Below are 26,748 nucleotides of genomic sequence, written 5' to 3'. Positions count from 1 at the left end.
AATGCGTTAAGCTAACTGATACTAATTGCCCGTAAGGCTTGATCCTATAACAGGTGTGTCTTACCCCAACGGGGTGAGCAGGACACACAGGTTGAGATCGGTGTTGTGCCAGAAACAACACAACCCACCCTCTTTACGCTTCTTCCAGATTGGCTGTGGCGCACCCCAGATGCGACGCGGCAACCCCTCATGCCTGATGACCATAGCGAGTCGGTACCACCCCTTCCCATCCCGAACAGGACCGTGAAACGACTCCACGCCGATGATAGTGCGGATTGCCCGTGTGAAAGTAGGTAATCGTCAGGCTCCTTACCCAAGACCAAGACCCCGCCCTCAAAAGCGGGGTCTTGGCGTTTGTGGGCGCGCGTTTTAAGGTCGCGCCCGACAGCGTGGCCGGGCCGCAATGGCCCGAGCATGTTCATTCCCGCCATCCCCAGTCGACATTCCGCCGCATAACCGTCACGCGATAGCCTTGACGATACCGCCTTGTCGAAAGACAACTGTCACGTGCAGATCCACGCAGCCGGCGATCCAGCAACAACGCAAACTCGCCGGCCACGCGTCTCACCTCACTGCTTAACTGCGCGGTGCAGCTTCGCCACCTTCATTCGCGTGCAGCGCATCATCGGCGGCGATATTCTGGCGGCCAACTTCCCCCAACAGCGCGACATCGCGAGCAATAACCTGCGGCAAATGCGTCCGCAAAAACTCCACCCAGGTCCTCGTCTTCGCGTCGATAAACTTGCGCGACGGATACAGCGCATAGACATTCATCTTCTGCAGCGTGTACTCCGGCAGCACGCGCACGATTGACCCTGACCGCAATCCGTCGATAGCGGCGTACAACGGCAATATCCCGATCCCAATACCCTCGCGAATCGCGACAATCAGCGATTCGGCGATATTCACTTGCACGGGCCCATTCACATTCAGCACTTCGCTGCCGTTAGGGCCATCGAGTGTCCATTCGCTGGTTGGAAAAGCGGGCGTCTTGAGCAACAAACAGTCGTGATGCAACAGGTCGGCGGGCGTTTTTGGCGCATCGTGTGCGTGAATATACGCGGGCGACGCGCACAGAATGCTGAACGTCGTGCCAAGCAAAAGCGACACGAGATCCGAATTGGGCAGCGTCGACGCGCCTACGACAGCCACATCCGCGCTTCCCTCGAACAGATCCGGCAACTGCTGCGAGAGCGTCAACTCAACGGCCACTTCAGGATACAGCGCGCGATACCGCGAAATGGCAGGCAACACATAGTGCTGTCCGATGCTCGCAAAGCTATGCATCCGCAGCACGCCCGATGGCCGCTCATGCGCGCCGCTCGCTTCTTCTTCCGCATTGTCGATATCAGCAAGAATCTGCTGACATCGCTTCAGATATGTCTCACCGGCAGTTGTCAACGCGAGGCGCCGTGTCGATCGATTGAGCAGACGCGTCCGCAAATGCGCCTCGAGTTCTGAAACCGCACGAGACATCGCGCCCGTCGTCGTATTGAGCGATTGCGCCGCTGCCGTGAAGCTGCCTGCTTCGACGACGCGCACGAACACTCGCATGTTTTGTAACGTATCCATCAATCCTTCTTGATCGACATCAAAACGTTATTGTCCGCCTGTCGCGGGCTGCCATTGTTGAGTGATCTGGAAGGGACGTTCCCGACGCCTCCCATTAATCCACACATTGTAGGCTCCTACAATCGGCGCCTTCAGGGTAGGCGTGCGCCAGTCCGATTCGCGCATTCCTCCGACTACGACCCAGCGCGGTATTAATCGATGAAACGCCAGCATGCGATCAAGCAAGTGTCGTCCGATACTTTCGGATGGCGGGCTGGCATGCTGCGCGCGATCGCCGACGCCGGCACAGAGTGGGCGACCACCGACGGCCTCATCTGGCTTCATCTGTTCAAGACGGTATTGGCTGCGCTGCTTGCGCTGGGCATCGCGATGCTGCTCGAACTGCAGCAACCGCGCACCGCGATGACGACGGTGTTCGTCCTGATGCAGCCGTTCAGCGGGATGGTACTCGCGAAGAGTTTTTATCGGATCGTCGGGACCTTCGTCGGCATGCTGGCCGCGCTGCTGCTTGGCGCGCTGTTCGCGCAGCAGCCCGAGCTGTACATGCTCGGCATCACCGCCTGGATGGGCGCGTGCGTGGCGGCGGCAGTCCGGTATCGGCATTTTCGGTGGTACGGCTTCGTGCTGGCTGGCTATACCGCGGCGTTGATCGGCATCCCGACGGTGATGCAGCCGAATGGCCTGTTTCTCGCCGCGTTGACGCGCGCCGCGGAAGTGGCGATCGGCATCATCTGCTCGGCGGCCGTCAGCGCGCTGATCGTGCCGCGTCGATCGAGTCTCGCGCTGCAAAACGCGCTGCAATCGAGGCATCTCAATTTTACTGCCTTCGCTATGAAAGTGCTCGACGGGGCCGTCGAGCGCGGCACGTCCGAGCGCTATTTCGCGGATCTCGTCGATGAAGTCGTGGGTTTCGAGGCCACACGGGCGTTCGCCGCTTTCGAGGATCCCGGCATGCGCTCGCGCAGTCAGGTGCTTGCAAGGTTGAACCACGAGTTCATGGATGTTTGCGCACGACTGCATGCGCTGCATCAGTTGAGAAAGCGCCTGCGCGACAATCCATCTGTCCAGGTCGTGCAAGCGACTGCGCCATATTTACACGAGCTTTCGCAATTGCTCGGCGCACACAAAGTGCGTCGCTTCGATTCATCCGATGCCGCCCGCATCGCGATCAGACTCAAAGCCTTCCAGTCGACGCTGCCCGCCAGAATGCGTGCGACACGCCGGCCGCTGGAATCCGACGAGCCGCAATGTCTGCCCGATTTCGACACAGCGGGCGAATTGCTGTATCGCTTCGTCGTCGAGTTCATCCGCTATATCGATACGTATGCGTCGCTGGAGACCAATCACAATCCGGCGCGCGAGCGGCCGCCCGTGCGCTACGTAAGCCGCACCAACGCGTTCGTGGTGGCTTGCACGTTTGCGCGCACGGCGGCTGTCGTCGGCGCGATCAGCTGGTTCTGGATCGCGACGAACTGGCCGAGCGGCGGCATGGCCGTGATCGGCGCGGCGCTCACCTGCGCGCTGACTTCATCGGCGCCGAACCCCGTCAAGCTCGCGCTGCAGATGTCGGTCGGCGCGGCGTGCGCGACGATCGCCGGCTATCTGGTCACGTGCTACGTCTATCCCGCCGTCGATGGTTTCCCGCTGCTGTGCGCGATGCTCGCGCCCGTGCTTGCGGCCGGCACCTTCTTCGCGTCGCGGACGAAGACAGCGGGGTATGGCGTTGGCTTCACGGTATTTTTCTGCCTGCTCGCCGCGCCCGACAACGTCGTCGTCTACGCGCCCGATCTGCTGATCAACAACGGCATCGCGATCGTCGTGTCGATGCTCGTGACGGCCATCGGCGCCGCAATCGTCTTTCCGGTGCAGATGCCGTGGCTGATCGCGCGTATCGAAGGCGACTTGCGCAGTCAGGTCACGCTGGCGTGCACGGCGCCGCTGGCGGGTCTCGCGCAGCGCTTCCAGTCGAGCACGCACGACCTGATGCACCAGTTGCGCATGCTGCTGCCGAAGCGCTCGCGACGCCATCGCAACGCGCTCAGATGGATGCTCGCCACGCTCGAAGTCGGCCACGCCACCATCGACCTACGCAGCGAGATAGAACGCGCCACATACGCGAGCGACGTGCACGCCCGATGGAAACCGTCTCTCGATCGCGTCACGCGCGATCTCGCGCAGCTATTCGAGCGGCCCGACCGCGCGCATGCCGAGCGAACCCAAATCTCCGTGCGTGCGGCGATGCGGGTCGTGCAGCAAGTGCTGGAAACCGTCCACACGGATCGCGAGAAACGTCACGATCAGCAGCGCATTCTCAGTTGCCTGCATTTCATCCGCACGGCGCTGCTCGACAAAGGCGCGCCCTTCGACACGCGTTAATCCCCGACACGTCTTCATCAGCGCAATCGACACAACAGTCTTTTGCGCCGACACGACGCGCCACACACGCGCGAAGACCCCCACCAAACGCCTCTGTACCGATCTTGCCGCAACCAGGAAGAATGCCTTCCAGCCGTCCCTCTTAATCCACACCGATCTCAGTCATATATTGGAACCACTGCTTACGCAGCCATTGAAACAACTGGAGAGATTGAAATGAAAGCGCTGAAGTTGGTCCTGATTGCCTGTTCGTTGTCCGCTGCGGCGCTTGCGCACGCGCAGACGGCGCCGGCGGACGAAAGCGCGCAACAGGTCGCACAGGCGAACGCAGCTCGCGTCGCGCAACCCGAAGCGCAGCGTCCCGTCGCGAAACGGGCGAAGAAGGCCGATGAGTGTGTCGGTCCCGTGAGCTACTGCGTGATGTATTTCGGTAGCTGACCAGAGCGGCACCGCGCAGCCGCCTGAAGCATCAGGTGGGATGAGCGGAAATCGAGCGACAGCCGGACCACGCACACCAACAACAAGACGTGGACTCCGGCTTTCGCGAGCGTGACATCGGAGAGACTTTAATCATGTACGAAGACCGGATTCGCTGTGCCGCGGTGCGCGGCAAGATCACGTCGGCGGCGCAGGCAGCGCTGCTGATCGACAATGGCATGCGCGTCGGCGCGAGCGGCTTCACGCGCGCGGGCGATGCGAAGGCCGTTCCCGTTGCGCTGGCCGAGCGCGCGCGCAGCGAAGGCAAGCCGCTGCGGATCACGTTGATAACGGGCGCCTCGCTGGGTCATGGCGTCGACAGTCTGTTGACGGATGCCGGCGTGCTTGCGCGCCGTATGCCGTTCCAGGTCGACAGCACGTTGCGCAAGGCGATTAATCGCGGCGACGTGATGTTCGTCGACCAGCATCTGTCGGAGACGGTCGAAATGTTGCGCGCCGGTCAACTCGGCAAGCTCGACGTCGCGATCATCGAAGCCGTCGCGATCACCGAGACCGGCGGCATCGTGCCGACCACATCAGTCGGCAATTCGGCGAGCTTCGCGATTCTCGCCGACAAGGTGATCGTCGAAATCAATCTGGCGCAGCCGCTCGCGCTCGAAGGCCTGCACGACATCTGGATTCCGGGCCGCCGTCCGCATCGCGATCCGCTGCCCGTCGTGCGCCCGAGCGATCGCGTCGGCACGACGGCGATCGAGATCCCGCCCGAGAAGATCGCCGCCATCGTCATCACGAACAAGCCCGACAGCCCGTCGACTGCATTGCCCGCCGACGAAGACACGGGGTTGATCGCTGGTCACCTGATCGACTTTCTGCAGCATGAGGTATCGCATGGACGCATGCCGTCGCCGCTGCCGCCGTTGCAGGCTGGCATCGGCACGATTGCGAATGCGGTGCTGGCCGGCTTCGCCGACTCGCCGTTCGAGCCGTTCACGATCTACTCGGAAGTCCTGCAGGATTCGACCTTCGATCTGATGGACGCCGGCAAGGTCACGTTCGCATCGGGCGCGTCGATCACGTTGACGGAAAAGCGCCAGGCGCAGGTATTCGGCGATCTCGCGCGCTACCGCGACCGGCTCGTGCTGCGTCCGCAAGAAGTCAGCAACCATCCGGAAGTGATTCGCCGTCTGGGCCTGATCGCGCTGAACACGGCGCTCGAGTTCGACATCTACGGCAACGTGAATTCGACGCATGTCGGCGGCACGCACATGATGAACGGCATCGGCGGTTCGGGCGACTTCGCGCGCAACGCTTCGTGCGCGATCTTCGCGACGAAATCGATCGCGAAGGACGGCGCGATTTCGAGCGTCGTGCCGATGGTGCCGCACGTGGACCACAACGAACATGACGTCGATATCGTCGTGACGGAGATTGGCCTTGCGGATTTGCGCGGACTCGCGCCGCGTGAACGGGCGTCGCTGATCATCGACAAGTGCGTGCATCCGCTGTATCGCGATCTGCTGCGCGACTATTATCGTGACGCGCTGCGCTTCGGCGGACAAACGCCGCACGTGCTGCGCGAAGCGTTCGCATGGCACGCGCGGTTCCAGGAAACGGGATCGATGCTGCCGGAGCGAAACGTCACGGTGTGACGTAATTGAACTGACGGGCGTCAGGTGCCGCCGCCGACCAGACGCAAGCGCGTGATCTCCGACGGCGCGCCCAGACGCTTGGGTGGTCCCCAATACCCGGTCCCGCGGCTCGTATAGACCCACAGGTTGTCGAGCCGCGAAAGACCGGCCACAAAAGGCTGTTGCAACCGCACCGCAAAATTCCACGGAAAGAACTGACCGCCATGCGTATGGCCGGACAGTTGCAACGTGAAGCCCGCATCGGCTGCCGCTTCTGCCGAACGCGGCTGGTGCGCGAGTAGTACCTTGATCAGTACGTCGCCGGGCGCGCCTTCGAGCGCCGCAGCGGGATCGCTCTCGTGCGCGGGATCGAAGTGTCCCGCGGAAAAATCGGTGACGCCCGCGATCACCGCTTGCGCGCCATCGTGCTCGACGACCACATGCTCGTTGAGCAGCACATGCAGGCCGAGCCGCTGAAACTCGGCAATCCACGCATGGGCGCCCGAATAGTATTCGTGATTCCCCGTCACCAGATATGCGCCATGCCGCGCGCTCAGCCGCGACAGCGGCCGCGTGTGATCGGCGAGATGCTCGACGCTGCCGTCGACGACATCGCCCGTCACGGCGATCAGATCCGGCTCGAGCCGGTTCACGGCATCGACGATTGCATCGACATAACCGCGCTTGATGGTCGGCCCGACGTGAATGTCGCTGATCTGCACGATCGTGAAGCCGTCGAGCGCGTGCGGCAGGTCTTTGATCGGCACGTCGATCGACACGACACGCGCGCGGCGCCGCGCATTGAAAAAGCCGATAGCCGTCGACAGCAGCGCGAGCAGCGGCACCGCGATCGCGCTATTGATCTCCCAGCGCGCGGGATTCAACGCTTGCGGCGAGATTGCTTGAACAATCATCACGACGAGCAGCAGCAGCTCGCGCGCGAACGTCAGCACGAGCAGCGACGAAAAGAGACCTAGCGCAATCAGCCCCGCCCACGCGAGCCGGTCGCCGAGCGGTTGCCGCTGGAGCGAGCGCGCGATCATGCCGACGGGAATCAGCAGCACGGACAGCACGAGCCACAACGCGCACAGCCCTTTCACGGCGGCATCGAGGGGCAGTTCGGGAATGATCCGGATGCCGACATACACATGCAGCAGGATGCCGATGGCAATGATCCGGACGAAAAACGATAGGCGGCGCATAGGTGGAAGTGGGGCGCGGATCGCGCGGAAGGTGAGTCGCAGAAAGCACACGCCGTTGCAGAGCGGCGGCCAATCATTCTACAAGCAGTTCAGTGCGCTTGCCGAAGCCGTACGGACATGTCGAGGCGCGGCCAATATGTGGGCGTTGCGATGCAGCATACGTGCGCTGCAAGTTGTTCGTCATGCCGATTAAATGCTTATTAAATGGATATTGAACTGGACGCGCGGACGGACTATTCTGGAATGGAGCGTGACTGCCGGCGGCAGGCCTCGCGTCCCGTTCCCGGTATCCCGGGCGCGCGAGACACTCCTCTGCAGGCGGCAGCGGCGCCTGATCGCCCAATCGGCTTGCGGTTTGGGGGGAGACGAATGATGAAAACGACAAAGTTCGCGCATCGCGAGCATCACATCGGCTACGAAGGCAGTCACGTGATGCTGCCTATGGTCGTGCTGTCGCTGATGGCGCTTGGCGTCTACTACGGCGTCCAGCACATCGACTTTTCCGAGCTGGGGCGAACAGCGCTCTTCTATGTCGTGATGGTGTTCGTTGCGCTCGGCGTGGCGGGCCTGTTCGGCGTGGTCGGGGCGTGGCTGCGATCGCGCGGCGACGAGGCGGAAGAGGGTTTCTGCTTCGTCGGCGCGCTGATCGGCGCGATCGTGTTCTATGTCGCGCTGATGGCAAGCTGACGCTGCCCGGCGCGCGGCGGCTTTAGGGCAACGCCAGCGGGCGTCAGACGATTTGCGCCGCTTCGTCGAACGTAAAACGCGGGCTGCGCGGGAACAGCTTCGACGTGTCGCCGTAGCCGAGATTGATCAAGAAGTTCGACCGGATCGTCGTGTCCGCGAAAAACCCGGCATCCACTTTCGCCTTGTCGAAGCCGGACATCGCGCCCGTGTCGAGGCCGAGCGCACGGGCGGCCATGATCAGATAGCCGCCTTGCAGCGTCGAGTTGCGGAACGCGGTATCGGCGATCGCGGCTTCGTTGCCCGCGAACCAGCTGCGCGCATCGGCGTGCGGGAAGAGCTTCGGCAGATGGTCGTAGAAGGCCATGTCCATGCCGACGATCACCGTGACGGGCGCGGCCATCGTCTTTTCCAGATTGCCTGCGGACAGCGCGGGACTCAGCCGCGCCTTGCCTTCCGGTGTCTTCACGAACACGAAACGCGCCGGGCTCGAATTGGCCGAAGTCGGGCCGAGCAGAACGAGGTCGACCAGTTGCCTGAGAAGCGCATCGTCGACGGGCCGCGGCTGCCAGCCGTTGTGCGTGCGTGCGGTGCGGAATAGTTGATCGAGAGCGTCGTCGGAAAGAATCATGATGATGGGTTGAATGACGAAAAGTCGAATGAAAGCGCAAGCTGTGCGGATGACCCGCCGCCGCGGTGCGTTCGATAATACCCGCTGTTTCCTGTGAAGAGAGGTTTCGCGCGCGCTATCCGGTGTTGTGCGCTCGCGATTGCAACGCAATGTCCGCCGATCTGTTCGACGATGTGCCGACGCCCGATGTGGCGTGGTTCCCCGACTGGCTAGCGCCCGATGCCGCCGCTGCGGTGCTCGCGCGCATCGTCGACGAAGTCGCCTGGCAGCAGGATTCGATGTTCACGCCCGTCGGCCGCGTGCCGTTGCCGCGCCTGACCGCGTGGCAGGGCGAGCCCGATGCCGTCTATGTTTACTCGGGTATCCGCAACGTGCCGTCGCCGTGGACGCCCGCCGTCGCGGAGCTGAAAGCCGCCGTCGAAGCAACTTGCGGCGCGCCGTTCAATAGCGTGCTGCTCAACCGCTATCGCAGCGGCGCGGACAGCATGGGCTGGCACGCGGACCATGAGCCCGAACTCGGCAAGGAGCCGGTGATCGCGTCCGTCAGCCTCGGCGCGACGCGACGCTTCGATCTGCAGCACAACAAGACGCACGTCGTGGAGTCGTATCAGCTGAAGGGCGGCAGCCTCCTCGTGATGCGCGGACGGACACAGGCCGAATGGCGGCATCGCGTGCCGAAAGAGCTGAAAGTGCAGGGCGAACGCGTGAACCTGACCTTCCGCTTCGTGACGCCCGGACGCTAGTCGCGCATGCGCGTGCTACACGCGCATTAAAAACTTTAAAAAATTTATGCGCATAAGGAATCGGTTTCAGGCGGTCGATTCGAGGCGGCGCTGGATAGTTGGCGCGAGCCGCTCGAAGGGCAGCGTGCTCGCTGCGATCGCGGCCGTGTCCGGATACTGCTCGCGGACGATATCGGTCAGTACCTGGCCGGGCGGGGCTTCGACGAACACCTTTGCGCCCATTTCGATCATCACGGTCAGCGCGTCGAACCAGCGGACCGTGTAGCGCATGTTCGTGGCGAGATCCTCGCGCACGGCATCCGCCGTATACAACGCGCGGCCGCCGCGATTGCCGATATAGCCGCTCGACGGCGCGCGAAACGGGACGTTGCGCGCATAGTCCGTCAGCGCGTCGGCGGCTGCCGCGAGCAGTTCGCAATGCGACGGCACGCTGACGGCGAGCCGCGTCGCCTTGCGCGCGCCTGCCGCTAGCGCTCGCTCGTTGAATGCATCGAGCGCAGCGTCCGAGCCGGCCACGACGATCTGACGCGGCGCGTTCACATTGCCGACGTAGACGCGTGCCGCGGCGTCGCGCGCCTGCGCATCGGCAAGCCGTTCGATTTGGTGTTCGGTCAGCCCGGCAATCGCAGACAGGCCATAGCCACGCGGATACGCGGTTTCCATCAGTTCGGCGCGCTTGTGCACCATCAGCAGCGCGTCCGCGAATTCGATCGCGCCGCAGGTGACGGCGGCTGCATACGCGCCCACCGACAAACCTGCGCTCAGTTCGGGCGCCAGACCTTCGGCCGCGAGCGCGCGCTGTATTGCGACGCCTGCGATCAGCAAGCCCGTCTGCACGGCTACGGTCGATTCGAGCGCTGTTTGGGTGTCGAGTGTGAACACGTCGACGTCGAGCACGTCGGACGCTTCGTCGAGCGTTGTCTGAATGGCTGCATGCGTGCCGAGGCGATGCAGGAAACCTTCGTTTTGCGCGCCCTGGCCGGGGAAAAGGTAAGCGAGCATTACAGCGCCCAAGGGTCGACGACGAGCCGTGGACCGCTCGCATGCCGCGCCATTACGCGAGCTTTTCCAGACGCGTATTCGGCGAGGGCGACGCCGCCTGCGGGCGTTTCGAGTTGCGCGTCGATGCGGATGCCTGCACGTGCCGCTTGCTCGTCGAGCTTTGCCTGGATGCGTTGCGCTTCGTCGCGTGGTAAATGATTCGGCATACGTATCAATAAATCGAGGTCGCTGGTCGCGGTGGCGGTTGGCTTGCCGGATGCAAGTTCGAAACCGACGCTTCCTGTTGGTCCCCAGGCGAGCGAACCAAAGCACGACGTATCGCGTCGCAGCACATCCAGCGCGACGAAAACGGGCAAACCAGCACGATCCGCAGCAAGCGCACAAGGCGTCGACGAGAGCGCCTCAGGCCTGAAAACAGCCTCAATATCATCACTACGCGCCCACGTTCCATACCGCTCATTGCGCGCCGCGCCGCGCAGTCCGACGGCGATCAATCCTGCCGCCGCCTGCGCCCGTCGCACGACAGCGAACGGCGCGCGCGCGAACGCAGCGCGAACCCACGCCGGTTCGTTATCGAACGATTCGAGTCGCTGCAAGCGCACGATGTCGTGCGCTTGCCAGCGCAGATCGTCAGCAACGAGCGCGTCTTTTGGCGCAAACGGCGCGGCCGCGCAGACTCGCATCACGCAGCATCCCACTGTTCAGCGAGCCGCCGCCGCACTTCAATCGACGCAGCGCGCGTCTTCTTCGCCGCATCTGACTCCAGCCGCCGCGACAGCCCACGCGTATCCGAGCGTGCGCTCCTGGCCGCTTCCGCGAGCACGCCGCGCACGCTTTCGATTTGCGCCGGGGTCGGCTCATCAGCATCGACGCCTTCGATCAGCGTGTCGAGCAGCCCGAGCTTCGCGAACGACGCCATCGTGTACGACATCGGTGTGATCGTTTCGCCGAGTTTGTCGAGGTCTTCGACCGTGCGACGCGTGACGCGCGCGGCGGCTTCCTTGCCCATCGCGTGCACCAGCGTGCCGGGCGCATCGAGCGCGACGATCCGGTTCGCCTGATAGCCGTGCGCGAGGAACGCACCCGACATCGCGGGACCGACGATCAGCGCAACCACAGGATGCCCGGCGTCGCGCGCGCTCGCATACGCATCGACGGCCGATGCACACGCGAGATGAATGCCGAGCGTCTCTTCGCGATACCCATACGCCTGGCTTTTCACATCGACGATCGCGACGATAGGGCGCTTGTGTTCCGACGACGCATCGCGCGCCACGGCTTCACGCACCGCTTGCGCAAGCTTCCAGCCCTGTTCGAGTCCGACGACGTTGTCGCGCGCGCGCGGAAAGCGGTTGTCGGGGTCGGGGACGACGGAGAAGAAGGTCGCCATCTCGTTGCCAAGCGGCGCCTCGCCGGACCAGACGGGCGCGGCCGTCGACGTGTCGCCCGCAAGCGCCTTGAACCAGCGCATGCCGCGTGTCAGTAACGTATCGCTCATCATTGCTCCTTGCGCGGCGTAGCCGCTTCGTTTGGCTTGAACACATCGCGCATCGTTTCGGGCGTGACGTTCGCGGGATCGATGCGCGCGAGCCGCTCCAGATATTCAGCCACCTGTTCGGTGCGATGCGCCGCCGGCACGCCGCGCGCGAACGCATCACGAACCGCCGCCTGCACGGCGTGCGCATCGTCGTCGACGAGCGCGTCGGCGAGTCCCGTCGCCGTGCGCTGCTCGCCGCCGATCATCTGCCACACGCGTCGCCGGTCGCTCGAATCGAGTTCCTCGATGCCGGCTTCCTGTTCGATCACTTCGGGGCCGTTCATGCCGAGGCGTCCCTGTTTCGTCGCGACCAGATACGAGCACAGCCCGGCCGCGAGCGACATGCCACCGAAGCAGCCGACCATACCCGCGATCACGCCGACCACGGGCACGTATCGCCGCAACGCGACGATCGCCGCCTGCATCTCCGCGATCACGGCCAGCCCCAGATTCGCTTCCTGCAAGCGCACGCCGCCTGTTTCGAACAGCACGACGGGCCGCACGATCCTGCCGCGCTCGCAATCGCGCAGTGCGAGTTCCAGCGCCGCGGCGATCTTGCTGCCCGACACTTCGCCGATGCTGCCGCCCTGGAACGCCGACTCGATCGCGGCGATCACGGCCGGCTGGCCGTCGATCGTGCCACGCGCGATCACCGCGCCGTCGTCGGCCTGGCAGACGATGCCTTGCAACGGCAGCCACGGCGATTCGATGTGGTCGAACGGACCGAGCAGTTCGCGGAACGTGCCTGCGTCGAGGAGCGCGCGGGCGCGCTCGCGTGCCGTCAGCTCGATGAAGCTGTCGCGCAGCACCGGCATCGACGGTGGGTTTTGTATCGTCACCGTGCTCATGAGCTTGCTCCTTCGTCTGCCGCTTCGATGGCCTCTGCGAGACGCAGCGCCACCACGCCCGGCGTCGCGCCGAAGTCGTTGATCTCGATCTGCGCCGCGCCGTCGTAGCGCGTGAAGAAGCGGTCGAGCACGCTCTTCCAGATGTGCCCGTAGCCGTCGACGCTGGTGCGCACGGTCACGGTTGCCTTCAGTGCGTCGGCGGGCGACAGCAGCACTTCGAGATCGCCCGAACCGACCACGCCCACATGCGAGCGCGTCGTGATCGCACGTTGCGCCGGATAGTCGAAAGTCATCTGTTCCATCAGTTTTCAGCTCCCGCTGGGGCGTGACGCGCCAGCTTGTCGATGAAGAGGGTGGCGGCGAGCAGATCGGCTGCGCCGCCAGGAGAAGCGTTGAGCGAAAGCAGCCCGGATTCGAGCGCGTCGAACGCGGCGCGTCCCGCCGCCGTCGTGACGCCGCCCGCCGCGAGCACGGCGCGCGCGCCGCGTTGCCCCGCATGCAGACCGGCGAGACCGGCGCGATGCAGGAGGCACGTATCGTCGAGCGCGGCCATGATCGCGAGCAGCGTGTCGACACGCGCGGCGTTTTCGCCGATACCTGTCGAGCGCGCCGCGCGCAACGCGGGCAGACCGATGCCGATCACGTGCGGGAAACCGTCCTGCGCTTCCTGACGCGCGCCGCCGACGTTGAACCGTTGACGCACGCGCTCGCCGTGACTGTCGACGGGCGCGGCGAAGCGGTCGGGAAAACACGCGATCTGCGCGCCGAGTTCACAGACGCGCGCGGCGTGCGAGTGCGTGCGCTCATACGGCAACAGTTCGCGCAAAGCGTTGTCGTCATCGTCGGCAACGATGGCCGCGCCCGCGACCAGCAGGCCGACAACCCAGATCGCGCCGCGATGCGCATTGCTGCCGTTCGTCGCGCGCATCATGTCCAGTTCACCCGCGCGTCCGATCTGCGCAAGCTCTGCACGCAGCGTCGCAGACGGCAGGCGGCCGCGCGATGTGCGCGCCAGCGCCGCGAAACTCGGTTCGAGCGAGCGTGCGGAGCGCAGCATCAGCGGCAAGTTCAGATCGCGATGCGCGCCGCTGCCGCGTCCATCGACGAGCGCGGGTTTCGGCGTCAGTTGCGCTTCTTCGATCAGCGACTCGACCGCGAATCGCGCGAGCGTGGCATCGCACGGCGCGGCATCGACGCGAGGCAGGCAGCGGGCGTTGGCACGCTGAAGCGTGCCCGCATCGAGCGGGATAGCGTATTGCAAGGCCATCGCATCACCAGCTGCGGAAACGTGCCGGCGGCGTATAGAGCCCGCCCGACCAGGTGACGAGATCGTCGATGCTGCGCGCCGCGAGCAGCGACCGCTTCGCTTCGCCGCGTCGGATGCCGAGATCTTCCGGATACGCGACGATGCCCCGGCGGCGCAATTCCGCCGTCTTTTCGGGCTTCGCGCGTAAGCCTATCGGCGTCACGCCGGCGACGGCTGCGACAGCCGCGCGCCGCTCTTCGACGCCTTCGGCCTTGTGCAGATGCGCGATACCTTCTTCCGTCACGACGTGGCTGACGTCATCGCCGTAGATCATCACGGGTGCGATGGGCATACCGCTTTTCGCGCCGACGGCGACGGCATCGAGTTCATCGACGAAAGTCGGCTCGCCGCCTTTCTTGTAGGTTTCAGCCAGTTGCACGACGAGTTTCTTGCCGCGCGACACGGGGCCTTCGTCTTTCAGCAGCTTGAGCCAGGCTTCGCTCGAATGACGGCGGCCGCGCGGATCGTGACCCATGTTCGGCGCGCCGCCGAAGCCCGCCAGACGCCCGCGCGTGACCGTCGACGAATTCGCATCGCCGTCTATCTGCAGCGTCGAGCCGATGAACAGATCGACGCCGTATTGCCCGGCCAGCTGGCACAGCACGCGGTTCGAGCGCAGCGTGCCGTCGCTGCCCGTGAAGAACACGTCGGGGCGCGCTTCGACATACCCCTCCATGCCGACTTCGCTGCCGAAGCAATGCACGCTTTCGACCCAACCCGATTCGATGGCGGGAATCAACGTGGGATGCGGATTGAGCGTCCAGTTGCGGCAGATCTTGCCCTTCAGTCCGAGCGATTCGCCGTAAGTGGGCAGCAGCAGCTCGATGGCGGCCGTGTCGAAACCGATGCCGTGATTCAGCGACGTCACGCCGTACGGCTCGTAGATGCCCTTGATGACCATCATCGCCGTGAGCACCTGCAAATCGCCGATATGGCGCGGATCGCGCGTGAAGAGCGGCTCGACGGCGAACGGGCGGTCGGCTTCGACGACCACGTCGACCCACGACCCGGGAATATCGACGCGCGGCAGTTCATCGACGATCTCGTTGACCTGCACGATCACGATGCCATGGCGGAACGCGGCGGCTTCGGCGATGGTCGGCGTGTCTTCCGTGTTTGGGCCGGTATAGAGATTGCCGTGCCGGTCGGCTTTTTCCGCGCACAGCAGCGCGACGTTCGGCGTGAGGTCGACGAACATGCGTGCATACAGTTCGACGTAGGTGTAGATCGCACCGATTTCGAGCTGGCCGTCTTCGAGCAGTTGCGCGACGCGCAGGCTCTGCGGACCCGCGAACGCGAAATCGACCTTGTGCGCAATGTTCCTTTCAAAGAGCGTCAGATGCTCCGGGCGGCTGATGCTCGAAATCAGCAGGTGCACGTCGTGCACTTTCTGCGGATCGACCTTGGCGAACGAGCGCGACAGAAAGTCCGCCTGCTTCTGGTTGTCGCCTTCGAGCGCGACGCGATCGCCGGGGCGGATCAGCGTTTCGAGCGCATCGACGATGCGGTGCGCGGGAAGGATGCCGTCTTCGAGCCATGGCTCGATCGCGGCGAGCCTGCGCCGCTTCTCGTCACGTTTGGTGGTCCAGGAACGCGCTGCAGATGACCCTGCGGGCGCTCCCGTTGACTGTGCCAATTCGTGCTTGGCTGATTCGATTCGCTGATTCATCGGTGCTTCAACTCCCGATAGTGGTTGGAGTGCGCGCGGGCCTCCCGCGCTTTCTGCGCGGGGTGGCCGCGGCGGCTTCCGCCTGCGCGCGTTCCGTCAAGAAACGATAGACCAGTTCGCCCGTGCCCAGCAGGTGAGCGGAGATGAGCGATTGGGCGGCGGCGATGTCCTTGCGCTCGACGGCGGCAAGGATGTCCAGGTGTTCGGCATCGGACTCGCCCTTGTAAGCGGGCAAGCCGAATTTCAGTCTCAGATAGCGCTCACCGCGCCGATGCAGCGCCGCGATCATCTCCGCGAGCTGAGGGCGGTTGGCGGGCGCGTACAAGGCTGTGTGGAACGCTTCGTTGCGGGCCACGTAGAGGGTAGGGTCCGGTTCGCTCTCGGCGGCTTTGCAAAGCGCCACCGCTTCGCGCAGCGAAGCGGGCGTGTGATTCGGAATCGCCAGCGTGATAGCGAGGCTTTCGAGCGCCGAGCGGATCTCATAGATCTCGCGCGCCTCAGCAGGCGTGAGCCGCGCGACGCTTGCGCCCTTGTTCAGCTCGACTTTCACCCAGCCTTCACTTTCCAGCTGACGCAGCGCTTCGCGCACGGGAATTGCGCTGACCGAGAAGTGCCGCGCGATCGCGTCCTGCCGCAGCGGCGCGCCAGGCTGAAGCGTGCCTTCGACGATTGCCGTGCGCAGCGCCTCCGCGATCACACGCGAAGTGCTGGGCCGCGGCTCATGCGCGGGCAGCAAGGGGACGCGCGGGGCGCTGTCCAGGGGAAAACCACCGGTTGCGTTGTTCATGACATCAAATATTATATATAAAAACGGCGAATTTCTAGCGGGCAAACCCGGGGTTTTCATAAAGGCACGGCGCTGACGCGCGGCGCCTCTCGCGCATGCGGCGGCCCGCATGCAGCGGAGCCGTTGTGCCGTGACGGTCACCCAATCCAACCGTAGTACATGGAGGAGCAGGAGCATGTTGAATTCTTCGATGTCGGACCGTGCGGGGGCCGTGCGGCACAAGACGCCGCTCAACCGGTCGCAGATCGCTGGTTTTTGGGGCGCGTGGGCGGGCTGGACGCTGGACGGCATGGACTCGTTCATTTATGCGCTGGTGCTGACGCCGGCGCTGACGGAGTTGCTGCCGCGCTCGGGCTATGCGGCGACGCCCGCGAATGTCGGGCTTGCTGGCTCGATTCTGTTTGCGCTCTTCCTGGTGGGTTGGGGGCTGTCGTTCATCTGGGGGCCGCTCGCGGACCGTTTCGGCCGCACGAAAGTGCTGGCGGGCACGATCTTCACGTTCGCGATCTTCACCGGGCTGTCGGCGACGGCGCATAACGTGTGGGAGTTGGGCATTTATCGCTTCATTGCCGGCGTGGGCATTGGTGGCGAATGGGCGCTGGCGGGGACCTATGTCGCCGAGGCGTGGCCTGAGGATCGCCGCAAGATGGGCGCGGGCTATCTGCAGACGGGCTACTACGCGGGATTTTTCCTGGCTGCCGCGCTGAACTACACGATTGGCGTGCACTTCGGCTGGCGCGCGATGTTTTTGACGGGCGCCGTGCCCGTGGTTGTCGCGATCATGATTCTCACGCGGGTGAAGGAGTCGGACAAATGGCAACGGGCCGAATCGCGCGACGCAGTGCGCGTGAGCCCGATGCGCGAGATTTTTGGGCCGACGTATCGGCGACGTACTTGGGTCATGTGTGCGCTGTTGACCATCGCGATTATTGGGTTGTGGGCGGGGGCGGTGTATGAGCCGTCGGCGGTGATTCAACTCGCGACGCGGGCTGGCATGGCAAGGCCTGAAGCATTGAAGATGGCTTCGATCGCGACGGGGTTGCTGTCGATCGGGACGATTCTTGGGTGTCTTGCGTTGCCGCCGCTTGCTGAGCGGTTTGGGCGCAAGAAGACGCTTGCTGTGTATTTTGCCGGGATGGCGGTGGCTATTGTTGGCAGCTTCGGGTGGGCTTTTTATTTGCCTAACGGGTTGGCACCGTTTATTGCCTGGCTGTTTGTGCTTGGGTTCTTTGGTGGGAATTTTGCGCTGTTTAGCCTGTGGCTGCCTGAACTGTTTGAAACTCGTGTTCGCGCGACGGCTTTTGCTTTTTGTACTTCGTTTGGGCGGTTTGTCGGGGCTGGGGTGAATTTTCTGCTTGGAGCGGCTGTGCTCAGTATGCATACGCTTGGTGTGCCTGTTGCGCTGACGGCACTTGCGTTTGTTGTCGGTTTGGTTGTGATTCCGTTTGCCAAGGAGACCAAAGGGGAGGTTTTGCCGCAGTGATGCGGGGCGGCTTCGCTGCGCGGGCGGTTTGGTTTGTTTTGCCTTTTCGCTGGCATCCGCGTACCGCCTTCGCGCTGGTTTTTTGGTTGTCTGCGACGCTGGGTGGTTTGCTTTGTGTATGCGCTGGCATCCGCGTCATGCCTTCGTGCTTCAAGCGTCGCCCCTGTGCGGGGCGGCACCTACTTTTCTTTGCCGCCGCAAAGAAAAGTAGGCAAAAGAAAGCGGCTAACACCGCCAGTTCTTGTTTTTGCCTGAGGGCCCCCAGACGGTCCCACGCTTCACACGGCAGTGCCCTGGTTGGTGCTCGTTGCCAGCGCTTCGAATGAACGCCTCACCCGCTTCGGATACCCGTACTCGGGCAGGCGTCAGCGAATGGTATGTGCCGCCCAGGTGGCAAACTGTGTGTAGGTTGTCGCGTCGTATAGGGTAGCGCTCTTACAGGGTGGAACGCATGCGCTATCGGTCCGGAGTGAGGCGTGTGTAGCGCTACGGCCTACACACAGTTTGCCACCTGGGCGGCCGTGGAATATCTGGCACGGCATGGTGAAGCGCGGGTGCGTGAAGCGGGTGAGGCGCACCGCAAGAGCGCTGGCAACGAACGTGGGTCACGTGGTTGCCGTGCGAAGCGTAAGAACCTCTGGGGGCCCTCAGGCAAGAACAAGAATTAGCGGTGTTAGCCGCTTTCTTTTGCCTACTTTTCTTTGCGGCGGCAAAGAAAAGTAGGTGCCGCCCCGCACAGGGGCGACGCCTGAAGCACGAAGGCAAATCGCGGATGCCAGCGCAGAGGCAAGTACACAACCGCAACGCCCGCGCCGCGAAGGCGCCAAACGAATGCCCGCACAGGTCGACGCGTGAAGCACGAAGGCATAGCGCGGATGCCAGCGCATACACAAAGCAAACCCCCAAGCGTCGCAGACAAAAAACCACTAACTCGCGCGCAAGCGCAAAACCGACACCAACGGCCACCCAAGATTAACGCCAAGACTGGCAACAACAATCAACACCATCCCACCCATCTGCGAAACACCAAGCGCACGCCCATAAACAATTGCATCGACGGCAATCGCCGTCAGCGGATACACGAACAGCAGAACCGCAATCACAGGCGTCGAGAGCTTCGGCAGCGCGCCATAGATCAGCACATAAGAAAGCCCCGTGTGCAACACACCCATCCCGATCAACCAGAACCACTGCATCGGTGCGATATGCTCCGCGCCCAGCGGCGCAATAAACGGCAAGCACACGACACCAACAGCACATTGCGCAAGCGTCAGCAGATGCGGCCGCAGATCGCCAAGACTCTTGGCAATGAGCGTAACACTCGCATAGAGCACGGAACCGGCGAGCGCCTCGCCAATCCCGATCAGATAGCTCGAATGTCCCTGCAATGACCCCGCTCCCGCGACGCCCGAGGCAAGCACAAGCCCGACGAACGCCGTCGCGATCCACCCCAACCGGTCGATACCCAGCCGCTCATTAAACAGCGCAGCGCCAATCAACACGACCCAGAACGGCTGCACATGAAACACGACGGTCGCCACCGCGATACTCGTGCGATGAATCGCATCGAAGAAGCCGACCCATTGCGTCACCATCAGCACGCCAGAAAGCGTCGCGAGCAGCACCGTACGTCGCGTGAAGTAACGGCGCGCGAAGTAGCCCTTATATGCGCAATACGCAGCAAGCGACAGAAACCCGAACAGGCAGCGAAAGAACACCAACGTCAGCGCGCCGAGCCGCGCTTCCTCGACGAACACGCCAATCGTGCCCATCAGCAGGCCACCGCTCGCAAGCGTGAGCGCGCCTTGCTGGCTTCGGCTGAGCGATATCGACGATACCGACGACAAAGACATGGCAGTAAATCCCTCGATCGCGTTGAATGCATCCGAGTATCGATCCGTTGCCTTATCGTGGCAAACGAATAAAATTGAGAAATTCCATAAGCCGGATTGATAAATCATGCACCCCGAGTTCGATGTCGATCTGCTGCGCACCTTCGTCGCCGTCGTCGAAGCGGGCAGTTTCACGAAAGCGGCTGTCACCGTGCATCGCTCGCAGGCAGCCGTCAGCATGCAGATCAAGCGGCTCGAGCGAATGCTCGGCACGACGCTTTTTGCTCGCGATACGCGCAACCTGTCGCTGACGCGGCCCGGCAATACGCTGCTCGAATATGCGCGGCGCGTGATCGATCTGCACGAAGAAGCGTGGTCGGCCATCGTGCGGCCCGAGGTGACGGGGCGCGTCGTGCTCGGCGCGCCGGACGATTACGTGTCGTCGCTGCTGTCGCCCGTGTTGCGGCGGTTCTCGAACCTGTATCCGCATGTGGAGATCGAGATCGTCTGCGCGCAGAGCACCGCGCTCGCGCCGATGCTCGCGGACAACAAGATCGACCTCGCGTTCGTCACGCGCGACCGTAAATTGCGCGGCGAATTCGTGCGCAGCGAGCCGATGGTGTGGGTGGGAGCATCCGAAGATACGTCCGTGCTGAACGTGTCGCCGTTGCCAGTCGGGCTGTACGAGCCCGGCTGCGTCGCGCGTTCGAATACGCTCGCGGCGCTCGACCGTGCGCGTATCCGGTATCGCGCCGCGTACAGCAGCGCGAGCCTGAGCGGCCTCGTTGCGACGGTCGATGCGGGGCTTTCCGTGATCGCGCTCGCGCGCTGCAGCGTGCCGTCGCGGCTCGCGATTCTTGGCGCCGAGCAAGGTCTGCCCGCGATCGAACCGCTCGACATCGTCGTCGCGCGCAGCGCGAAATCGGATCGTCCGACCTGCGACTATTTCGCCGCGCAGATGATGCAGGACCTGTCGGTGCGCGGGTCGCCGCGCGAGACGCGGGAAGCGCGCGAAGCGCGCGAAGCGCGAGCGAGGGCGTGACGCCTGGCTTGCATGCCGCGCTTACACCGTATGCTGGCGACGGCTACCGCACGCGCATTGACGGAGTTGTTGAAAACGCAGGCCCGCGTTTTGCCGTGCATCATGACATCTGACGAAAGCGCGAACGCGTGCCTTGCGCGTGTGTCGAACGGACACAAACGAAGCACCAAGTCGAGACGAACGTCACACATCAGACACATGACAGGAGGGCCAGCCATGAAAACACGTACTCTCTGCGCCGCGCTACTCGCCACCGGCCTGTTCGTGAGCAGCGCGAGCTTTGCGCAACTGAACCTTCAGCAATTCGGCATCGGCGGCGGCAATTCGTCGGGCAATGCGGGCGTGGCCGCTTCGTCGGGCGGGATCGGGCAATTGCTGCAGACCTACGTCGGCGCCAACCAGCAGGTGTTGAGCGGTCAGTCGAGCCTCGCATCGGCGATGGGACTCTCGGGCGCGGCGAACCAGGCGAAGCAGGCATCCGGACTGTTGAGCGGCGGCACGCCATCGGTTAGCCAGTTGTCGCAGGTAGGCAGCACGCAGCAGTCGTTATCGCAGACGCTCACGCAGGCGTTCACGAGCCGCGCGTCGGACCCGTCGACGCCCGTCGACAAGCAGGCGTTCACCAACGGCCTCGCATCGCTCGGCCAGGGCGTGAGCCAGTATTCGAGCCTGCAGTCGAGTCTCGGCAGCGTCGGGCAGATGAATCCGTCGTCGTTGCTGCAAGCGGGCATGAATCCTCAGACGGCGCAGGCCGCGTCGTATATCGCGCAGTCCGCGCCGGGGCAGTTGCAGTCGCTCGCGTCGACGCTGAGCGCAGCTGTGCAGTTCGCGTCGAGCCATGGCATCAGCGTGCCGTCCATTGCGACCTCGGCGCTCAAAGGTTTCTGACGAGCGTTCATGATCCTCAGGCGACGCGTGATGCATTGCAGCGTCTTGCAATCCTTCATGCGTCGCCGCGCGCGATGCGATGATCGGCGCGCATCCGTTCGACCGTTCGTAAATGGGCCTTCGCATATGAGGGCTTCGCGCACGGCGCGGATCAATGACGGTACGCTGTCGCTGATCCCTACAGCGCGCATACAAGCAGGTAACCAGCGGCAACGCCACCCACGCTAACCAGGAGCACCGGATGTCCAGCACTCTTGATCTCGACCGCTATTTCAGGCGTATCGGCTATACGGGGCCGCAGGCCGCGACGCTCGATGTGTTGCGCGAGCTGCAACGCCTCCATCCGCTGTCGATCCCATTCGAAAACCTCGATCCGCTGACGGGCCGCCGCGTCGATCTGGATCTGCCTGCCGTTGTCGACAAGCTGATCGAGCGGCGGCGCGGCGGCTATTGTTTCGAGCAAAACGGGCTGTTCGCGCATGTGCTAATGCAACTCGGCTTCGACGTGACGCCGATGATCGCCCGCGTGCTGTGGGGCCGCGAACCGGACGCGATCACGCCGCGCACGCACATGCTGCTGCGCGTGACTGTCGACGATCAGCCGTGGATCGCCGACGTCGGTTTTGGCGCCGTCACATTGACCTCGCCGTTGCGGCTGCAAACGGGCGTCGCGCAACAGACCGCACACGAGCCATTCCGTCTCGTCGATGCGTCGCAGGGCGCGTTCGATCTCGAGGTGCAATCGGGCGAAACGTGGCTCAAGACGTATCGTTTCGACCTGCAACGCGCGGAATGGATCGATTACGAGGTATCGAACTGGTACACGTCGACGCATCCCACGTCGTTCTTCACGACGAGTCTCGTCGTATGCCGCGTGACACCGGAAGGGCGGCTGACGCTGTTCAACGACTGTCTTACCGCGCGTTCGATAGACGGCGAAGCGATCGAGCGCCGGATCGAAAGCGCGCACGAGCTTGAAATATGCTTGCGGGACACGTTCCTGATCGAGCTTGGCGATATCGATGTCGCGGATATTTACCGGCGCGTGTCGACGGAAGGCGCGCCTTCATAGGTCGAGCGTGATGATCGCGCGGCTGATCGTCCAGACGGTGTTGTGGCTTGCGGGCATGGGCGCCGTGCTGTTCGGCGCGGCGGGCACGCTCGCGTGGCCGGGGGCGTGGTGTTATCTGTTCGAAATGGGCGCGCTGGGGCTGTGGGTCGGGGTGTGGCTCGCGCGCCACGATCCGGCGTTGCTTGCGGAGCGGCTTGGTTCCTTCATTCAACGCGGGCAGGGCGCTTGGGACAAGTTCTTCATGGTGTGCGTTGCCATTGCGTGGTGCGGGTGGCTCGTGCTGATGGGATTCGATGCGCGGCGGTTTTATTGGTCGTCGATGCACCCATCGCTGCAGGTTGTGGGCGTGCTTGCTATTCTGGTTAGCATGATTGCTATGCGGTCGGTTTTTCGTGCCAATAGCTATGCGGCGCCTGTTGTGAAGATTATGGCCGAGCGTGGGCATAAGGTTAGCGATAGCGGGCCGTATGCGTATGTGCGGCATCCGATGTATGCGTGGGCTATTTTGTTTCTGTTCGGCACGCCGTTGTTGCTGGGCTCTTTTTGGGGGCTTGCTTGCGTGCCGCTGCTGGTCGTTGGGCTTGCTTATCGCGCAGTGCTCGAGGAGCGGATGTTGTGCGCGCAACTCGCTGGCTATGCTGAATATGTTGCGCGGGTTCGGTATCGGTTTGTGCCGTATGTGTGGTGATTTTGTTTGTCTGCGACGCTGGGTGGTTCGCTGTGCTTTGCGGTGGCATCCGGTTTGGTTTGCTTGTGAATGCGCTGGCATCCGCGTATTGCCTTCGTGCTTCAAGCGTCGCCCCTGTGCGGGGCGGCACCTACTTTTCTTTGCCGCCGCAAAGAAAAGTAGGCAAAAGAAAGCGGCTAACACCGCCAGTTCTTGTTTTTGCCTGAGGGCCCCCAGACGGTCCCACGCTTCACACGGCAGTGCCCTGGTTGGTGCTCGTTGCCAGCGCTTCGAATGAACGCCTCACCCGCTTCGAATACCCGTACTCGGGCAAGCGGCAGCGGATGGTATGTGCCGCCCAGGTGGCAAACTGTGTGTAGGTTGTCGCGTCGTATAGCTTGGCGCTCTTACAGGGTGGGACGCATGCGCTATCGGTCCGAAGTGAGGCGTGTGTGGTGCTACGACCTACACACAGTTTGCCACCTGGGCGGCAGTGGATTATCTGGCGCGGCATGTGGCGACGCGGGCGCATGAAGCGGGTGAGGCGCACCGCAAGAGCGTTGGCAACGAACATGGGTCACGTGATTGCCGTGTGAAGCGTAGGACCATTTGGGGGCCCTCAGGCAAACACAAGTGCTGGCGGTGTTAGCCGCTTTCTTTTGCCTACTTTTCTTTGCGGCGGCAAAGAAAAGTAGGTGCCGCCCCGCACAGGGGCGACGCTTGAACGGCAAACACCATAACGCGGATGCCAGCGCAGAGGCAAGCACACAACAGCAACGCTCGCGCCGCGAAGGCGCCAAACGAATACCCGCACAGGGGCGACGCTTGAAGCACGAAGGCAATACGCGGATGCCAGCGCAAGGGCAAACACCGTAACGCGGATACCAGCGCAAAAGCCAAAGCAAACCACCCAGCGTCGCAGACGAAAAAACCCCCAAAAACCCATTTCAAGGAACGCTCATGGCAAAGACCACAATCGCGGATTACCTTGCAAAAACCCTAGCCGCCGCAGGCGTAAAGCGCATATGGGGCGTCACAGGCGACAGTTTGAACGGCCTGGCGTTCAGCCTTGACCAGGTCGGCTCGATCCGCTGGATGCACACGCGTCATGAAGAAGCAGCCGCCTTCGCAGCAGGCGCCGACGCCGCATCGACCGGCCAGCTCGCCGTCTGCGCGGGCAGCTGCGGCCCAGGCAACCTGCACCTGATCAACGGCCTATACGACTGCCACCGCAACCAGCAACCTGTCCTCGCGATCGCCGCGCACATTCCATCGACGGAAATCGGCCTCGGCTACTTCCAGGAAACGCACCCCACTGAAATCTTCAAGGAGTGCAGCCACTTCGCCGAACTGATAGTGAACGCTTCACAGTTCCCCCGCGTGCTCGAACGCGCCATGCGCACCGCAATCGAGCAACGCGGCGTCGCCGTGATCGTGCTGCCCGGCGATATCGCTTTGAGCGAAGGGCCGTCGCTGTCGCCCGTCTGGAATCAGACCGCGCCGTCCGCGATCCTGCCGCCCGATAGCGAACTCACCAAACTCGCGACGATGCTCAACGACTGCGAAGCGGTGACGATCATGTGCGGCAGCGGCGTCGCGGGCGCCCACGACGAAGTGGTCAAACTCGCCGACACGCTCGGCGCGCCGATCGTCCACGCGCTGCGCGGCAAGCAGTTCATCGAGTACGACAATCCGTTCGACGTCGGCATGACCGGGCTGATCGGCTTCAGTTCGGGCTATCACGCGATGATGTCGTGCGACGTGCTGCTGCTGCTTGGCTGCGACTTTCCCTACCGGCCGTTCTATCCGCCCGACGCAAAGGTCGTGCAGATCGACTGGAAGGGCTCGCAGCTCGGCAAGCGCACGCCGCTCGCGATGGGCCTCGTCGGCACCGTGAAAGAGACCGTCGCCTCGCTGCTGCCGAAGCTCAAGCGCAAAGACGACCGCACGTTCGTCGATATGGCCACCGCGCACTATGAAGAAGCGCGCCGCGATCTCGACGAGCTCGCCACGCCTTCCGACCCCGGCGCGCCGATCCATCCGCAGTATCTGACGCGCATGATCGACGAAGCCGCCAGCGATGACGCAATCTTTACGGCCGACGTCGGCACGCCCACACTCTGGGCGGCGCGCTATCTGACGATGAACGGCAAGCGGCAGCTGCACGGCTCGTTCAATCATGGCTCGATGGCCAATGCGATGCCGCAGGCGCTCGGCGCGCAGGCGGCACATCCGGGGCGGCTGGTGGTGTCGCTATCGGGCGACGGCGGACTGTCGATGCTGCTCGGCGATCTGCTCACGGCGCGCCAGCTCGATCTGCCCATCAAGGTCATCGTGTACAACAACAGCCTGCTGGGTTTCGTTTCGATGGAACTGAAAGCGGGCGGCTATCTCGACACGAACGTCGACCTGAGCAAGACCGATTTTGCGCAGATCGCGAAAGGTGCGGGCATTTTTTCGCTTCGCGTCGAGGATTCCGAAGAACTGGAGGGCGCGCTGAAACAGGCATTCGCGCATCAGGGCCCGGCGCTCGTGGACGTCGTCACGGACAAACATGAACTCGCCATGCCGCCGACCATCGAGCTGTCGCAGGCCAAGGGCTTCAGCCTTTACATGCTGCGCGCGATTCTCAACGGCCGCGGCGACGAAATCGTCGAACTGGTGAAGACCAATTTGCGCTGATAGCCGCAAAACGACGAAGCGGCGCGTCTCGTCAGCCGATGCGCGCCGCGTTGCAGTGCAGCGAGGCGCCATTGCAGTCTCGTCGCAAAGGTCTATAACTGAAGCAGCAGTGCGGACCTCTCTGCGCAGCCGATAGTCAAACGATCAGAAACCGGCGTTTTCGCGCCGCGCTGCGCCGCCCGACAGACTCGGGGGCTTTGAGCCAATCAATCGCATATAGAACAAAAGCACGTTGCGGCGCGGGTGGCCGCTGCGCGCGATTTCACGCTTGCGGGCATCGGTCGAAACGATGCGGATGGCGCAGGCGTCGATGGGCGTCCGGCGAATCGTGATGCAGGGCGTGGCGATTCGTCTGCATGGAAGGAGTTCGACATGAAGATCCTGATGGCGTTACCCGTGGCGGGCGCATTGCTGATGGCCATGCCTGCCGCGACGATGGCCGATGACATCGCACAGAGCAGCGATGCATCGAAGGCCACGATGCAGAACAATGCGAATGCGTCGGCGCAAGCGACGACGGATATGTCGTATGGCGGCGCGATGGATACCCGCACTTCGTCGGGCAGAACGATGCAGTCTACGCGTAATTGCTCGACTGGTACGCAATGCAATATCTATTTCGGTAACTGATTCGATGAGCTGCAATACGCGCGCGGCGC

The 26,748-nt window shown here is 63.2% G+C and carries 24 protein-coding genes and 1 rRNA gene; 13 read left to right on the top strand and 12 right to left on the bottom strand.

Annotated features, from left to right (window positions below; all coding sequences use genetic code 11):
* Positions 1 to 192 precede the first annotated feature (192 nt).
* Positions 193 to 306: ribosomal RNA gene (gene rrf, locus SB822_RS22055) — 5S ribosomal RNA — on the top strand.
* 270 nt (positions 307 to 576) lie between these two features.
* Here rrf and SB822_RS22050 read toward each other — a convergent pair.
* Positions 577 to 1,572, bottom strand: a complete 996-nt coding sequence (locus SB822_RS22050) for a LysR family transcriptional regulator (protein WP_410855639.1) — start codon at positions 1,570 to 1,572, stop codon at positions 577 to 579.
* 198 nt (positions 1,573 to 1,770) lie between these two features.
* Between SB822_RS22050 and SB822_RS22045 the strand changes: the two genes are divergently transcribed.
* The 3 genes from SB822_RS22045 (at position 1,771) to SB822_RS22035 (ending at position 6,035) form a co-directional block, all read left to right on the top strand.
* Entirely contained in the window at positions 1,771 to 3,948 is a 2,178-nt protein-coding gene (locus tag SB822_RS22045) for an FUSC family protein (protein WP_410855638.1), read from the top strand.
* Between the two features lie 216 nt (positions 3,949 to 4,164).
* Positions 4,165 to 4,386 (top strand): hypothetical protein, encoded by a 222-nt coding sequence (locus tag SB822_RS22040; protein WP_007739003.1) that lies wholly within the window; start codon positions 4,165 to 4,167, stop codon positions 4,384 to 4,386.
* 134 nt (positions 4,387 to 4,520) lie between these two features.
* Entirely contained in the window at positions 4,521 to 6,035 is a 1,515-nt protein-coding gene (locus SB822_RS22035; RefSeq protein ID WP_410855637.1) for an acetyl-CoA hydrolase/transferase family protein, read from the top strand.
* A 20-nt stretch (positions 6,036 to 6,055) separates the two neighbouring features.
* Here SB822_RS22035 and SB822_RS22030 read toward each other — a convergent pair whose 3' ends face one another.
* Positions 6,056 to 7,216 carry a metallophosphoesterase gene (locus tag SB822_RS22030; protein ID WP_007739007.1) on the bottom strand — a complete coding sequence of 387 codons (1,161 nt, stop codon included), beginning with the start codon at positions 7,214 to 7,216 and terminating at the stop codon, positions 6,056 to 6,058.
* A gap of 372 nt (positions 7,217 to 7,588) precedes the next feature.
* Between SB822_RS22030 and SB822_RS22025 the strand changes: the two genes are divergently transcribed.
* Positions 7,589 to 7,903 carry a hypothetical protein gene (locus tag SB822_RS22025; protein ID WP_007739009.1) on the top strand — a complete coding sequence of 105 codons (315 nt, stop codon included), beginning with the start codon at positions 7,589 to 7,591 and terminating at the stop codon, positions 7,901 to 7,903.
* A 43-nt stretch (positions 7,904 to 7,946) separates the two neighbouring features.
* On the opposite strand, the gene SB822_RS22020 is transcribed toward SB822_RS22025, so the two are convergent.
* Entirely contained in the window at positions 7,947 to 8,531 is a 585-nt protein-coding gene (locus SB822_RS22020; RefSeq protein WP_410855636.1) for a malonic semialdehyde reductase, read from the bottom strand.
* Positions 8,532 to 8,680: 149 nt separating this feature from the next.
* Between SB822_RS22020 and SB822_RS22015 the strand changes: the two genes are divergently transcribed.
* Entirely contained in the window at positions 8,681 to 9,274 is a 594-nt protein-coding gene (locus SB822_RS22015) for an alpha-ketoglutarate-dependent dioxygenase AlkB family protein (RefSeq protein ID WP_410855635.1), read from the top strand.
* Between the two features lie 66 nt (positions 9,275 to 9,340).
* Here SB822_RS22015 and mdcH read toward each other — a convergent pair whose 3' ends face one another.
* The 8 genes from mdcH to SB822_RS21975 are packed head-to-tail and all read right to left on the bottom strand — an operon-like array spanning position 9,341 to position 16,423.
* On the bottom strand, positions 9,341 to 10,276 hold the full coding sequence (gene mdcH / locus SB822_RS22010) for a malonate decarboxylase subunit epsilon (protein WP_410855634.1): 936 nt from the start codon (positions 10,274 to 10,276) through the stop codon (positions 9,341 to 9,343).
* Positions 10,276 to 10,959, bottom strand: coding sequence for a malonate decarboxylase holo-ACP synthase (locus tag SB822_RS22005; protein WP_410855647.1), 684 nt, complete (start codon positions 10,957 to 10,959; stop codon positions 10,276 to 10,278). Before SB822_RS22005 ends, mdcH begins: the two co-directional genes overlap by 1 nt.
* Complete coding sequence (gene mdcE / locus SB822_RS22000) at positions 10,959 to 11,774, bottom strand: biotin-independent malonate decarboxylase subunit gamma (protein WP_410855633.1); 816 nt, start codon at positions 11,772 to 11,774, stop codon at positions 10,959 to 10,961. The genes SB822_RS22005 and mdcE overlap by 1 nt, the downstream gene beginning before the upstream one ends.
* Positions 11,774 to 12,661: a biotin-independent malonate decarboxylase subunit beta gene (locus tag SB822_RS21995; RefSeq protein WP_007587133.1), complete on the bottom strand. Its 888-nt coding sequence runs from the start codon at positions 12,659 to 12,661 to the stop codon at positions 11,774 to 11,776. The genes mdcE and SB822_RS21995 overlap by 1 nt, the downstream gene beginning before the upstream one ends.
* A complete protein-coding gene (locus SB822_RS21990) occupies positions 12,658 to 12,963 on the bottom strand; it encodes a malonate decarboxylase subunit delta (RefSeq protein WP_007587134.1) in 306 nt (101 codons plus the stop codon). The genes SB822_RS21995 and SB822_RS21990 overlap by 4 nt, the downstream gene beginning before the upstream one ends.
* Positions 12,963 to 13,928 (bottom strand): triphosphoribosyl-dephospho-CoA synthase, encoded by a 966-nt coding sequence (locus SB822_RS21985; protein ID WP_410855632.1) that lies wholly within the window; start codon positions 13,926 to 13,928, stop codon positions 12,963 to 12,965. Before SB822_RS21985 ends, SB822_RS21990 begins: the two co-directional genes overlap by 1 nt.
* Before the next feature lie 4 nt (positions 13,929 to 13,932).
* Positions 13,933 to 15,636, bottom strand: coding sequence for a malonate decarboxylase subunit alpha (gene mdcA, locus SB822_RS21980; protein ID WP_007739016.1), 1,704 nt, complete (start codon positions 15,634 to 15,636; stop codon positions 13,933 to 13,935).
* Positions 15,637 to 15,643: 7 nt separating this feature from the next.
* Positions 15,644 to 16,423, bottom strand: a complete 780-nt coding sequence (locus SB822_RS21975) for a GntR family transcriptional regulator (RefSeq protein ID WP_007739022.1) — start codon at positions 16,421 to 16,423, stop codon at positions 15,644 to 15,646.
* A gap of 175 nt (positions 16,424 to 16,598) precedes the next feature.
* Between SB822_RS21975 and SB822_RS21970 the strand changes: the two genes are divergently transcribed.
* The gene (locus SB822_RS21970) at positions 16,599 to 17,906 is read left to right on the top strand and encodes an MFS transporter (protein ID WP_007587142.1); all 1,308 of its coding nucleotides are present in this window, start codon (positions 16,599 to 16,601) and stop codon (positions 17,904 to 17,906) included.
* 926 nt (positions 17,907 to 18,832) lie between these two features.
* Here the strand turns inward: SB822_RS21970 and SB822_RS21965 are convergent.
* On the bottom strand, positions 18,833 to 19,735 hold the full coding sequence (locus tag SB822_RS21965; protein ID WP_039901255.1) for a DMT family transporter: 903 nt from the start codon (positions 19,733 to 19,735) through the stop codon (positions 18,833 to 18,835).
* A 130-nt stretch (positions 19,736 to 19,865) separates the two neighbouring features.
* On the opposite strand from SB822_RS21965, the gene SB822_RS21960 reads away from it, so the two are divergent.
* The 6 genes from SB822_RS21960 to SB822_RS21935 all read left to right on the top strand — a co-directional run bounded on the left by SB822_RS21960 (position 19,866) and on the right by SB822_RS21935 (position 26,719).
* A complete protein-coding gene (locus SB822_RS21960) occupies positions 19,866 to 20,780 on the top strand; it encodes a LysR family transcriptional regulator (protein ID WP_079501216.1) in 915 nt (304 codons plus the stop codon).
* Between the two features lie 216 nt (positions 20,781 to 20,996).
* Positions 20,997 to 21,668 carry a hypothetical protein gene (locus tag SB822_RS21955; protein WP_079501217.1) on the top strand — a complete coding sequence of 224 codons (672 nt, stop codon included), beginning with the start codon at positions 20,997 to 20,999 and terminating at the stop codon, positions 21,666 to 21,668.
* 241 nt (positions 21,669 to 21,909) lie between these two features.
* Positions 21,910 to 22,740, top strand: a complete 831-nt coding sequence (locus tag SB822_RS21950) for an arylamine N-acetyltransferase family protein (protein ID WP_410855631.1) — start codon at positions 21,910 to 21,912, stop codon at positions 22,738 to 22,740.
* A gap of 10 nt (positions 22,741 to 22,750) precedes the next feature.
* Positions 22,751 to 23,428, top strand: coding sequence for a methyltransferase family protein (locus SB822_RS21945; protein ID WP_410855630.1), 678 nt, complete (start codon positions 22,751 to 22,753; stop codon positions 23,426 to 23,428).
* 939 nt (positions 23,429 to 24,367) lie between these two features.
* Positions 24,368 to 26,089: a ubiquinone-dependent pyruvate dehydrogenase gene (gene poxB, locus SB822_RS21940; protein WP_079489211.1), complete on the top strand. Its 1,722-nt coding sequence runs from the start codon at positions 24,368 to 24,370 to the stop codon at positions 26,087 to 26,089.
* Positions 26,090 to 26,461: 372 nt separating this feature from the next.
* Positions 26,462 to 26,719 carry a hypothetical protein gene (locus SB822_RS21935; protein WP_039901257.1) on the top strand — a complete coding sequence of 86 codons (258 nt, stop codon included), beginning with the start codon at positions 26,462 to 26,464 and terminating at the stop codon, positions 26,717 to 26,719.
* The last annotated feature ends 29 nt before the right edge of the window (positions 26,720 to 26,748 follow it).

It is taken from the genome of Paraburkholderia sp. SIMBA_054 (assembly GCF_046534875.1).
In the GTDB taxonomy this organism is placed as follows: domain Bacteria; phylum Pseudomonadota; class Gammaproteobacteria; order Burkholderiales; family Burkholderiaceae; genus Paraburkholderia; species Paraburkholderia hospita.
Note: the sequence above shows the minus strand (reverse complement) of the source record. Positions and strands in the feature narration are given on the sequence as shown.

Coding starts and splice junctions, on each gene's coding strand:
- SB822_RS22050 (WP_410855639.1), bottom strand. CDS start 1,572: ATGGATACGTTACAAAACATGCGAGTGTTCGTGCGCGTCGTCGAAGCA.
- SB822_RS22045 (WP_410855638.1), top strand. CDS start 1,771: ATGAAACGCCAGCATGCGATCAAGCAAGTGTCGTCCGATACTTTCGGA.
- SB822_RS22040 (WP_007739003.1), top strand. CDS start 4,165: ATGAAAGCGCTGAAGTTGGTCCTGATTGCCTGTTCGTTGTCCGCTGCG.
- SB822_RS22035 (WP_410855637.1), top strand. CDS start 4,521: ATGTACGAAGACCGGATTCGCTGTGCCGCGGTGCGCGGCAAGATCACG.
- SB822_RS22030 (WP_007739007.1), bottom strand. CDS start 7,216: ATGCGCCGCCTATCGTTTTTCGTCCGGATCATTGCCATCGGCATCCTG.
- SB822_RS22025 (WP_007739009.1), top strand. CDS start 7,589: ATGAAAACGACAAAGTTCGCGCATCGCGAGCATCACATCGGCTACGAA.
- SB822_RS22020 (WP_410855636.1), bottom strand. CDS start 8,531: ATGATTCTTTCCGACGACGCTCTCGATCAACTATTCCGCACCGCACGC.
- SB822_RS22015 (WP_410855635.1), top strand. CDS start 8,681: ATGTCCGCCGATCTGTTCGACGATGTGCCGACGCCCGATGTGGCGTGG.
- mdcH (WP_410855634.1), bottom strand. CDS start 10,276: ATGCTCGCTTACCTTTTCCCCGGCCAGGGCGCGCAAAACGAAGGTTTC.
- SB822_RS22005 (WP_410855647.1), bottom strand. CDS start 10,959: ATGCGAGTCTGCGCGGCCGCGCCGTTTGCGCCAAAAGACGCGCTCGTT.
- mdcE (WP_410855633.1), bottom strand. CDS start 11,774: ATGAGCGATACGTTACTGACACGCGGCATGCGCTGGTTCAAGGCGCTT.
- SB822_RS21995 (WP_007587133.1), bottom strand. CDS start 12,661: ATGAGCACGGTGACGATACAAAACCCACCGTCGATGCCGGTGCTGCGC.
- SB822_RS21990 (WP_007587134.1), bottom strand. CDS start 12,963: ATGGAACAGATGACTTTCGACTATCCGGCGCAACGTGCGATCACGACG.
- SB822_RS21985 (WP_410855632.1), bottom strand. CDS start 13,928: ATGGCCTTGCAATACGCTATCCCGCTCGATGCGGGCACGCTTCAGCGT.
- mdcA (WP_007739016.1), bottom strand. CDS start 15,636: ATGAATCAGCGAATCGAATCAGCCAAGCACGAATTGGCACAGTCAACG.
- SB822_RS21975 (WP_007739022.1), bottom strand. CDS start 16,423: ATGAACAACGCAACCGGTGGTTTTCCCCTGGACAGCGCCCCGCGCGTC.
- SB822_RS21970 (WP_007587142.1), top strand. CDS start 16,599: ATGTTGAATTCTTCGATGTCGGACCGTGCGGGGGCCGTGCGGCACAAG.
- SB822_RS21960 (WP_079501216.1), top strand. CDS start 19,866: ATGCACCCCGAGTTCGATGTCGATCTGCTGCGCACCTTCGTCGCCGTC.
- SB822_RS21955 (WP_079501217.1), top strand. CDS start 20,997: ATGAAAACACGTACTCTCTGCGCCGCGCTACTCGCCACCGGCCTGTTC.
- SB822_RS21950 (WP_410855631.1), top strand. CDS start 21,910: ATGTCCAGCACTCTTGATCTCGACCGCTATTTCAGGCGTATCGGCTAT.
- SB822_RS21945 (WP_410855630.1), top strand. CDS start 22,751: ATGATCGCGCGGCTGATCGTCCAGACGGTGTTGTGGCTTGCGGGCATG.
- poxB (WP_079489211.1), top strand. CDS start 24,368: ATGGCAAAGACCACAATCGCGGATTACCTTGCAAAAACCCTAGCCGCC.
- SB822_RS21935 (WP_039901257.1), top strand. CDS start 26,462: ATGAAGATCCTGATGGCGTTACCCGTGGCGGGCGCATTGCTGATGGCC.